Origin of the sequence: Pseudochrobactrum sp. AO18b, from assembly GCF_000409565.1 — a bacterium.
Classification (GTDB): domain Bacteria; phylum Pseudomonadota; class Alphaproteobacteria; order Rhizobiales; family Rhizobiaceae; genus Pseudochrobactrum; species Pseudochrobactrum saccharolyticum.
On the sequence record NZ_ANNO01000445.1, the window covers coordinates 1 to 10580 of the forward strand.

11 protein-coding genes are annotated in these 10580 nt (G+C 52.3%); 4 read left to right on the top strand and 7 right to left on the bottom strand.

The window, feature by feature from the left end; translation table 11 throughout:
• From gmk to fabD, 7 genes are all read right to left on the bottom strand, one after another.
• The coding region (gene gmk / locus A918_RS0116775; RefSeq protein WP_022712175.1) for a guanylate kinase at positions 1–621 on the bottom strand (621 nt) is incomplete at its 3' end.
• Between the two features lie 165 nt (positions 622–786).
• Positions 787–1716, bottom strand: a complete 930-nt coding sequence (locus tag A918_RS0116780) for a YicC/YloC family endoribonuclease (RefSeq protein ID WP_028233924.1) — start codon at positions 1714–1716, stop codon at positions 787–789.
• Between the two features lie 108 nt (positions 1717–1824).
• Positions 1825–3081 (bottom strand): endolytic transglycosylase MltG, encoded by a 1257-nt coding sequence (gene mltG / locus A918_RS20895; RefSeq protein ID WP_051139081.1) that lies wholly within the window; start codon positions 3079–3081, stop codon positions 1825–1827.
• A 472-nt stretch (positions 3082–3553) separates the two neighbouring features.
• A complete protein-coding gene (gene fabF, locus A918_RS0116790; RefSeq protein ID WP_022712179.1) occupies positions 3554–4816 on the bottom strand; it encodes a beta-ketoacyl-ACP synthase II in 1263 nt (420 codons plus the stop codon).
• Positions 4817–5124: 308 nt separating this feature from the next.
• Positions 5125–5361 carry an acyl carrier protein gene (locus A918_RS0116795; RefSeq protein ID WP_002963616.1) on the bottom strand — a complete coding sequence of 79 codons (237 nt, stop codon included), beginning with the start codon at positions 5359–5361 and terminating at the stop codon, positions 5125–5127.
• Between the two features lie 453 nt (positions 5362–5814).
• A complete protein-coding gene (fabG, locus tag A918_RS0116805) occupies positions 5815–6552 on the bottom strand; it encodes a 3-oxoacyl-[acyl-carrier-protein] reductase (RefSeq protein WP_022712181.1) in 738 nt (245 codons plus the stop codon).
• 106 nt (positions 6553–6658) lie between these two features.
• Positions 6659–7603: an ACP S-malonyltransferase gene (gene fabD / locus A918_RS0116810; RefSeq protein WP_022712182.1), complete on the bottom strand. Its 945-nt coding sequence runs from the start codon at positions 7601–7603 to the stop codon at positions 6659–6661.
• Positions 7604–8057: 454 nt separating this feature from the next.
• Here fabD and rpsF point away from each other — a divergent pair, with 454 nt between their 5' ends.
• The 4 genes from rpsF (at position 8058) to rplI (ending at position 10473) form a co-directional block, all read left to right on the top strand.
• The gene (gene rpsF / locus A918_RS0116815) at positions 8058–8483 is read left to right on the top strand and encodes a 30S ribosomal protein S6 (protein WP_022712183.1); all 426 of its coding nucleotides are present in this window, start codon (positions 8058–8060) and stop codon (positions 8481–8483) included.
• Complete coding sequence (rpsR, locus tag A918_RS0116820) at positions 8483–8731, top strand: 30S ribosomal protein S18 (protein ID WP_022712184.1); 249 nt, start codon at positions 8483–8485, stop codon at positions 8729–8731. The genes rpsF and rpsR overlap by 1 nt, the downstream gene beginning before the upstream one ends.
• A gap of 170 nt (positions 8732–8901) precedes the next feature.
• The gene (locus A918_RS0116825; protein WP_022712185.1) at positions 8902–9861 is read left to right on the top strand and encodes a DUF2232 domain-containing protein; all 960 of its coding nucleotides are present in this window, start codon (positions 8902–8904) and stop codon (positions 9859–9861) included.
• Between the two features lie 42 nt (positions 9862–9903).
• Positions 9904–10473 carry a 50S ribosomal protein L9 gene (rplI, locus tag A918_RS0116830; protein WP_022712186.1) on the top strand — a complete coding sequence of 190 codons (570 nt, stop codon included), beginning with the start codon at positions 9904–9906 and terminating at the stop codon, positions 10471–10473.
• Positions 10474–10580 lie beyond the last annotated feature (107 nt).

Sequence of the window (10580 nt, forward strand, 5' to 3'; positions counted from 1 at the left end):
AAACAGGCCCGGACGACGGTCGCGGCGCAGACGCTCAGCCATAACAATGGACTTCACGGCGGCATAGGACTGGTTCAGATCTTCATTGATAACAATGTAATCATATTTGCTCCATTTCTGGATTTCAAAACGCGCATTGTTCAGACGTGTTTCAATCACTTCAGGCGTATCTTCCGCACGGCGGTTCAGACGCATCTGAAGTTCTTTCATGGTCGGCGGCAGAATAAAAATAGATACGACATCGGCCGGCATTTTGGCCTGAAGCTGTTCCGCGCCCTGCCAGTCAATGTCAAACAACATGTCACGGCCATCTGCCAAGGCGTTTTCCGCAGTCTCACGCAGCGTTCCGTAATAATTGCCATGCACCTCTGCCCATTCAATCAGGGCATCGCTGTCACGCAGACGCTCGAATTCACGCACGCTTTTAAAATGATAGTGAACGCCCTCAATCTCGCTGGCGCGGCGCTGACGGGTTGTCACGCTGACGGACAGGGAAAGATCCATGTCGCGGTCTTCCAGCAACAAACGTGCAATCGTTGACTTACCCGCGCCTGACGGCGAAGAAATGACCAACATAAGGCCGCGTCGTGCGACAGCATTTTCCACGAAGGAGATGGCCATAATCTATTCTGCTCCAGATTCTCTATTCACTGCTATGTCTGATATCATTGCGCCGCAATGATGTCTCTTTTGTTCTCTCTTTTCACAGCAATTGCGGCGTTTTTTAGTTATTAAAGCATTACCTGATCTTCACTATACGCGGAGCGGAAACGCTTGCAATATTTACTATTCGAGGTTCTGAACCTGCTCGCGGAACTGATCGACAACCGCTTTCAGCTCAAGGCCGATTGCAGTAATGCTGGCCGCATTGGATTTTGAACACAGCGTATTGGTTTCGCGATTGAATTCCTGCGACAAGAAATCGAGCTTACGCCCCGCAGGGCCGCCGTCACTGAGCAATTTATGCGCCGCAGCCACATGCATATCCAGCCGGTCAAGCTCCTCCTGAATATCCGCTTTAGTGGCAAGAAATGCTGCTTCCATATGCAGACGCTGTTCGTCCAGCACGATCGCCGCACTGCGATTGCTGTTCATGGCATCCAGCAATAATGCCACCTGCCCGGCAAGGCGTTCACGGATCGCCTCAGCACTGCGGGACGTATCCTGACGCGCCTGCACTGCCAGTTCCGCAATCCGGTCAACATGGCTGCCAAGCAGATCGGACAGGCGCTTGCCTTCCTGCAAACGCATCAGTTTCAGCGCATCCAGTGCTTCATCAAAGGATGACAGCAATACGGCTTTCAAAGCCGCTTTACCTGCATCATCACTCAAGGTCTGCGGCGGCTCCAGAATACCGCGAAGATTAAGCACAGCATCCACACTGGCGGGCGCCAGACCATATTGGTTCTGCAACTGCTGCGCTGTCTGCATAACTTTGCTCAGCAAAGCCTCATTAATAACCAGCGCTGTCTGCGCCTCCGGCTCTTCAATTGTCAGGCTGACCTGAAACGATCCGCGGGCAAAAACGCGTCCCAAAGCCGTGCGCAATTGCAGTTCAAGATCATCAAAACCGTTCGGAATACGAAAGCGGGCATCAAGCCCTTTACCGTTCACACAACGAATTTCCCAGCTGATCCGTGTCTGCGCATTCTCATCCGCCCCCGACATGAATGTCGCTGTATGGCGGGCGAAACCGGTCATGCTTTGTACTGTCATCTTAAAACCCGTTATCTGCGCCGTTTATCTTTGAAAGCGGCCTTTGCAAAAATGCCGTCCGGATGGCCGGACGGCATCATATTTTATCTGTATCTTTAATTACAATCGTTAAGGAGCCGGCGTTGGTGCAGTGCCATTTGCTCCTGCCGCCGGATTTTCCTTGCGCTGACGCTCAACCTCACGCCATTTACGCACATTTTCATTGTGCTCTTTCAGCGTTGCCGCGAAGACATGGCCACCGGTACCGTCTGCCACAAAATACAGATCCTGAGTATTCAGCGGATTAGCGACGGCTTCCAGAGCATCGCGCCCCGGATTGGCAATCGGTGTCGGCGGCAGGCCTTTGATTATATAGGTATTATAGGCCGTTTCTTTTTCGATATCCGACTTATAGATCGGGCGGTCTGCAGGTTTGCCGCGTCCGCCGAAAATACCGTAAATAATTGTCGGATCGGATTGCAGGCGCATACCGGTATTCAGACGATTTACGAAAACCGAAGCCACATGCGGACGCTCGGATGCCACGCCGGTTTCCTTCTCAACGATGGAAGCAAGCGTTACAAATTCGTTCTTGTCTTTGACCGGAAGACCGTCACGGCGCTTGGCCCAGACTTCATCCACCAGTTTGGCCTGCGCGGTTTTCAGACGATTGACCACTTCCTCACGCGGTGTGCCGCGTGTGAAGCTCAGCGTATCTGCTACCAGACTACCTTCAACAGGCAGTTCTTTCGGCAGGTCGCCGGAAAGCAATTCGCTATTGGCAATACGGTCGAAAATCTGCTGGACGGTCAGGCCTTCGGGAATGGTCACTGAATGCATCAGCGACTTACCTTCAACAAAAATATTCATAATATCGCGCATGGAAGCACGGGCAGGAATGGCATATTCACCGGCCTTCATGCTCTTTTCCAGACCATAAGCACGTGCGCCATAGCGGAAAATCCGCGCATCGGTAATCAGGTCTGCGCGCTCCAGCTGATCGGAAATTTCAATGATGCCGCTGCCGCGCTTCACAAAGAATGTCGAATCCTGTGACAGTGGCCCTTCAGTCGTGAACTGAACCTTGCCGAAATAGAACAAGGCACCCATGCCGATCACCAGAAAGACCAGCATAGACAGCATGAAATTGGCAAAAACCACAATCTGGCTGCGGGCATGACGCGAACGTTTGCGCTTTTTCGGCGGCGGCGGTGTGCCCGGTTCAGGGCGCAGTGCTTCGCTTGCCGATTTCAGAACCAGTGGCCCTGTTGCCGGCTCAGCCGCATCCGGTACCGCAGGTTTTTCAGCTTGTACGGCAGCTTGCGGCTGAGCCGGTGCCGATGGTGATACCGGAGCAGAAGCAGGTGCAGCTGGTGCTGCGGCGATTTCCGGAGAAACCGGTGCAACAATTGCATTTTCATCGGAGGTGACAGGCTTATGCGCGCTCGCAGAGGCAGCGCTCCCCGTATGAGATGGTGACGCACTATTCTGAACAGAGCTATCAGAAACGGCAGGCTGACCAGCAGATTTATTTTCAGATGATTGGTCTGACGTCACACTTACACTCCGGTTCAACTCGACCCGATGGCAATGAAAACCAAGGGCCTGAGCCGATTAATCTGTATTTTTAGTTTCTTCACTCAATGGGCACAATAATTGCGGCAAAAGCACGAATGCCGCAACCCGTGAACAAAGCTTTCGACAGAAAGAATCCATATTTAAGAGAGTATTTTGATCTGAAATACGGATTGCTTGTGTCTGTCGTTCAAAAACGGCCTCACCCGTTGCGGTACAGGCTCTTAATAAAAGGCCGCCTTCACTGAAAGCGGCCTTTTCATTCCATCAGCTAAATGCTGTATCAGGCCTGATAGCGGCGCAGGATCAGCGAAGCATTGGTGCCGCCGAAGCCGAACGAGTTCGACACAGCAACATCAATCTGACGGGCGCGCGGCTTGTGCGGCACCAGATCAATCTTGGTGCTGACCGACGGATTGTTGAGATTGAGCGTAGCAGGCGCAATATTATCGCGGATTGCCAGTGTTGAGAAAATCGCTTCTGCCGCACCGGCTGCACCGAGCAGGTGACCGATCGAGGATTTGGTCGAAGACATGGAAATCTTCGAGGCTGAATCTCCGACAACGCGTTCAACTGCTGCCAGTTCGAGCGTATCAGCCATGGTCGAAGTGCCGTGAGCATTGATATAATCAACAGCATCCGGTGTGATTTTGGCGCTGCGTAACGCGGCTTCCATGCAGCGCTGTGCGCCTTCACCGTTCTCGCTTGGTGCAGTGATGTGATAAGCATCGCCGGACATGCCGTAGCCGATCACTTCCGCATAGATTTTCGCACCGCGTGCCAGCGCATGTTCCAGCTCTTCGAGAACCACAACGCCTGCACCTTCACCCATAACGAAACCGTCGCGGTCTTCGTCATATGGGCGCGATGCCGCTGTCGGATCATCATTCCGCTTGGTGGAGAGCGCTTTACAGGCAGCAAAACCGGCCAGAGAAATACGGCTGACCGGCGATTCTGTACCACCGGCAACCATCACATCGGCATCGCCGAAAGCAATCATACGGGCAGCATCACCGATAGCATGTGTACCGGTCGCGCAGGCTGTGACCACGGAGTGGTTCGGGCCGCGCAGCTTGTGCTTGATCGAAACATGGCCGGAAGCCAGATTGATCAGACGACCCGGAATGAAGAACGGCGAAATACGGCGCGGACCTTTGTCGCGCAGCGTATAACCGGCTTCAACAATACCTTCGATACCGCCGATACCGGAACCGATCAGCACGCCGGTGCGGATCTGGTCTTCATCGCTTTCCGGATGCCAGTTTGCATCATCCAGTGCCTGATCGGCAGCGCCGACCGCATAGACGATGAAAGGATCAACTTTACGTTGTTCCTTCGGTTCCATATAGAGATCAGCGTTGAATGTGCCGTCCGTGCCATCGCCAACAGGAATACGGCAGGCAATCTGACAGGCAAGGTCGTCAACTTCGAATTCGGTCACGCGGCGCGCTGCGCTTTGGCCGGCGAGCAAACGCTTCCAGGTTTCTTCAACACCATTTGCCAAAGGTGACACCAGGCCAAGACCGGTAACGACGACTCTTCTCATATGTATCCTTCCCTGCACCTGACCCTGTTTCTCGCTGGTCTTCGCCAACGGCAGGCGGCACAGATTAATCAACCGCGTAATATCTCGACCGGAATCGATCAAGGGTTAGAATTACGCAGAATTAATAGATTGTTACAGCGCTTTTGTGGAGTGGTTAATTACAGATCCGCAAACAGAACTGTCTGACCGGCATAAAGGCAGTAAAAACATTGCCTGAGCCTTATTCAAATATTTTCCGCGCTTCAAACGATAAGGGCCGGAAGATATGATCTTCCGGCCCGATATCTGCCTGCCGATTATACAAATAATCAGGCAGAAGCTTTATCGATGAATTTAACAGCGTCGCCGACCGTCAGGATGGTTTCAGCTGCATCATCAGGAATTTCTACGCCGAATTCTTCTTCGAAAGCCATTACCAGCTCAACTGTGTCCAGGCTGTCTGCGCCCAGATCATCAATGAAGCTTGCGCCTTCAGTTACTTTATCGGCATCTACGCCCAGATGTTCAACAACGATTTTCTTGACGCGTTCTGCGGTGTCGCTCATGTCGGACCTCGACCTGTTAATACCATAGCCTTGGTAGCGGCATGGCTGATTGTAATCAAGTGTTAAGATAACTCACCATTGCAACATTCATCACAATGAAAAGCATCCTGTGGATATTCCTACTGCATAATGCCTGAAACAGAAATGCATTTCAGACGCATTATACAATATATTTCAGTTGCAGCGATTTAACTGCTGCGCCGTTGAAGCGCAATCATATTTTATCACTGCAGCCGCCACGAAGCATAAAACATGCAGCGCAGCAATATTCGGGGCATTATCACGGTTCTGCTGTTTGGCAAAGTCCATTTTAACAAGCAACCACAGCGAAACAGAGCAAAAACCGTTAAAACAACAGAAAAAAGAGCTTTATTGCTGTATTATCAGCTTTTTAAAGTTCTTTTATTCATCATTATTCCGGCCGGAACCGTTCAGAAACCGGCCGGATCTTCATCAGATCATGGCCATACCACCATTTACGTGCAGGGTCTGGCCTGTCACATAAGCGGCTTCATTACTTGCCAGATAGACAACGGCCGATGCGATTTCAGCACCCTGGCCCATGCGCTTCATCGGGATAGCCGACATGATTGTGTCTTTTTGCTTCTCATTGAGCTTGTCGGTCATAGCCGACTCAATAAAGCCCGGAGCAACGCAGTTCACAGTCACATTGCGCGAAGCAATTTCCTGAGCCAGCGATTTGGAGAAGCCGATAATACCGGCCTTAGAAGCGCAGTAATTGGCCTGTCCCGGATTACCGGTTACACCGACGATGGATGTAATATTGATAATACGGCCAAAGCGGCGGCGCATCATAGGATGGGTCAGCTCGCGGGTCAGGCCGAATACGGAAGTCAGGTTCACTTCGATCACCGCATCCCAGTCTGCATCGCTCATACGTACAAACAAACCATCACGGGTGATACCGGCATTATTGACCAGAATATCGACGCCTTCGAGCTGCTTTTCCACAGCCTGACCAAGCGCCTTCACTTCTTCACGGTCGGAAAGGTTCGCAGGGAAGATATAAGCGCGTTCGCCCAGCTCTTTGGCCAGCGCTTCCAGCTTTTCAACGCGGGTGCCGTGCAGAGCAACAATAGCGCCCTGTGCATGCAGCGCGCGTGCTACTTCTTCACCGATACCGCCGGTTGCACCGGTTACGAGAGCCTTACGGCCAGTCAGATCAAACATGAAATCCTCTTGAATCTGATACGCGGACAATCTTCGTCCGCTTTATAACATTATTTTCAGCGCTTCAAAATCTGAGCGATTACGCCAGCAGCGTCTGCATCTTAAGTTATGCAAGCAGAGCTTGCAGGACAGCATCAATCTCTTCAGCAGTGCCGACAGTCACACCGGTTACATCTTTGGAGATGCGGCGTGCCAAGCCGGTCAGCACTTTGCCAGAACCGACTTCATAAAGCGTTGTCACGCCGTGGCCTGCGAACCATTCAACAGTCTCGCGCCAGCGCACCTGACCTGTGACCTGTTCAACAAGCAGATCAGCAATTTCGATAGGATCCTTAACCGGAGCAACGCGCACATTGGCGATTACCGGCACAACAGGTGCCTGCTTATTCACAGTTGCCAGCGCTTCACGCATTGCATTGGCAGCAGGTGCCATCAGGCTGGAATGGAATGGTGCGGAGACCGGCAACATGATTGCGCGCTTTGCACCGCGCTCAGATGCCAGCTTGGCAGCCAGCTCAACTGCGGCTTTGGAACCGGAAATAACCAGCTGACCGCCGCCATTATCATTAGCGATCTGGCAAGAACCTTCTGCGGAAGCCTGCTCGCAAATTGCAAAAACATCAGCATGTTCAAGACCGATGATTGCAGCCATCGCGCCTTCACCGACTGGCACGGCAGCCTGCATTGCATTGCCGCGGATACGCAGCAAGCGGGCAGTATCGGAAATGGAGAATGTACCGGCAGCGCACAGCGCCGAATATTCGCCGAGCGAATGACCGGCAACATAAGCGACTTTATCCTGCAGCTTCAGCCCCTGTGATTCCAGCACCCGCATAACAGCCATTGAAACTGCCATCAGCGCAGGCTGGGCATTTGCTGTCAATGTCAGCTGGTCTTCCGGCCCTTCAAACATCAGGGTTGAGAGTTTTTCACCGAGCGCATCATCAACTTCTTCGAAAACAGCGCGCGCTTCCGGATAGGTTTCAGCCAAAGCCTTGCCCATACCGACAGCCTGACTGCCCTGTCCCGGAAATGTAAATGCTACAGTCATTAAAGCCTCTTTATTTTGTATCTGTGTTTGGCGATCCGCACACATATATATTATATTGCCTCTGCGGATACGATAAAATTATCTATAACTGCAAAGCCCTGTGCCTTTCAGCCGCTTTCAAGTCAAGTCTTCGCGCCTGAAAACCCGTATGCACCGCTGCGATAACCCGTGTTTTTGCCTGCATAAGCGGCACAACGCGCATAGCTTTGCTTTTGCCGGTTGCAAAATCCTCAAAAAGCCACTAATAGGCACTCGTCATTGTCCGGCATCAGCTGGGGGCTGAACGGAGGCCGGATTTAAATATCCGGAGAAATTCTAGCGATTTCAACCTCCCGTGTCTCCGCTCTCGATCGTCTCGACCCGCGTCCTTTCTTCTCCGTTTTACGGATATAGACAAGTCGCAGAGGCTTAGCCGTTGATCCGGATGGTGGTTTTTTGAAGAAAGGCAAAGACAATGGCTCTTTATGAACATGTGATCCTTGCCCGACAGGATATCTCGCAGCAGCAGGTTGACGCACTGGTAGAACAGTACAAGGGCGTTCTTGAAGCTAACGGTGGTAAAGTCGGGAAAATCGAAAGCTGGGGACTGCGTCCTCTGACTTATCGTATCAAAAAGAACCGTAAAGCTTACTACACACTGGTAAACATCGATGCTCCTGCTGCTGCAGTTGCTGAAATGGAACGCCAGATGCGTATTAACGAAGACGTTCTCCGCTTCATGACCATTCGTGTTGAAGAACACGAAGAAGGCCAGTCAGCAATGCTGAGCCGTCGTGATGACCGTCGTGAACGTGAAGACCGTTTCGGCCGTGATGACGATCGTCCACGCCGTCCGCGTCGTCCACGCGACAACGAATCTGCCGGTGAAGGAGAAGAATAATGGTTGATATCAATCAGATCCCGACCCGTCGTCCGTTCCATCGTCGTCGTAAGACCTGCCCATTCACAGGTCCTAACGCACCGAAGATCGATTACAAGGACATCAAACTCCTGCAGCGTTACATTTCTGAACGCGGCAAGATCGTTCCTTCCCGCATTACAGCCGTAAGCCAGAAGAAACAGCGCGAACTCGCAAAAGCGATCAAGCGTGCACGTTTCCTCGGCCTGCTGCCATATGTTGTGAAATAAGATTTTTGATTCGGGGTGTGTCCGCACACCCCGAATTGATCTTTACGCACCGGAGCGATCAAACCGGAATAAATGATTTAGTGGCCGTAAGGTCAGGTTGGGAACAGAGCGCTGAAGCGATCGTTCTCTAACTGCAACCGGAAACTTCCGGGCAGGACAGCAGGATTAAGATGAATTACAATAGCAAACATATCGGAACCGGTGTTCTTGCGGGCCTTGCAGCCGCGCTGCTGGCGTCCGGCGTGCTGGTTCAATCCGGCCTTGCTATGGTTCTCTATGTCCTCACCCCTCTTCCTATTTTTATCGCCGCACTTGGCTGGGGTACTGCCGCCGGTCTGATTGCCGCTGCCACAGCGAGCATTGCCGTTGCTATTTTCGCCGCACCTATGGTTGCGGTTCTGATTGCCCTCACCAGTTTCATCCCTGCTGCAACCGGCGCTTATCTTGCCGGTCTTGCGCGGCCTGCTCAGGAACTGGGCGGCCCTAAAGATGCACTGGTATGGTATCCGCTGCCGGACATTATGTTCCGCCTCGCACTGCTGATTTCTGTCAGCTTCATTATCGTCGGCTCGATTATCGGCTATGGTGAAGAAATGGTGCGTGAACTGACCGGCGCGATGATCGCAAGCCTGCAGGCCTCTGATCCGCAGTTCAATGCAAGCGACGATTTCCGTGAAATGCTGCAGCAGTTTCTGCTGTTCGGTCTGCCTGCCATTCAGGCTGCAACCAGCCTGATGTTCCTGACTGCGAATTTCTATCTCGCGCTGCGCATCACTGAACGCTCCGGCGTGCTGCGCCGCCCGCGCGATAACTGGCCTGCAACATTGCGCATGCCGCGCCCTGCTCTGCTGGTTTTCGCACTGACCTTTGCCGGTTCCATGTTCCTGTCCGGCCCTGCAAGCATGATCGCCACCACTTTCGCCGGTGCGCTTGCTGCGGGCTTTATCATGGCCGGTCTGGCAATTATTCACTGGCGGACACGCGGTGCCACATGGCGTCCGTTTGCGCTGTGGCTTGCCTATTTTCTGCTCATCATCTTCGCATTCTCTGCACTGATCTTTCTGGTATTCGGCCTGCTCGATACATCGCGCGGCGCTCCGCTCTCCAAAGATCCGTCTCAGAATTCATAACCATAAACACATTCAGAACTTAAACACTCAAGGAATAGTCCAATGAAAGTTATCCTGCTTGAACGCATCAGCCGCCTCGGTCAGATGGGCGATACTGTTACTGTAAAAGACGGCTTTGCCCGTAACTTCCTGCTCCCGCAGGGCAAGGCACTACGTGCCAACGAAGCCAACATGGCTCGTTTTGAATCCCAGCGCGCTCAGCTCGAAGCCCGTGATCTGGAACGCAAAACTGAAGCACAGGCCGTTGCTGACAAGCTGGACGGCAAGAGCTTCATCGTTGTTCGCTCGGCTGGTGAAACCGGTCAGCTGTACGGTTCGGTTTCGACACGTGACGTTGCTGATGTTGTAACTGCTGAAGGCTTCTCGCTGAACCGCAACCAGGTTGACCTGAACCACGCGATCAAGACAATCGGCATTCACACAATCTCGATCGTTCTGCACCCGGAAGTATCGGCAACAATCACCATCAACATCGCACGTACAGCTGACGAAGCTCTGCGTCAGGAAAAAGGTGAAGATCTGTCGACTGCTGCTGCTATCTACGGCATCGAAGAAGAGCCTCTGGCTGAAGAAGTTTTCGACGAAGACTTCGATGGCGAAGAAAACGCATAATCAGCGTTTTCCTAGAGATTTCGTATCTGAAAGGCTGCACCGGACATCCGGTGCAGCTTTTTTATTACCCGTTTATTTATGAAACCATCACGCGAAAATGATTACAC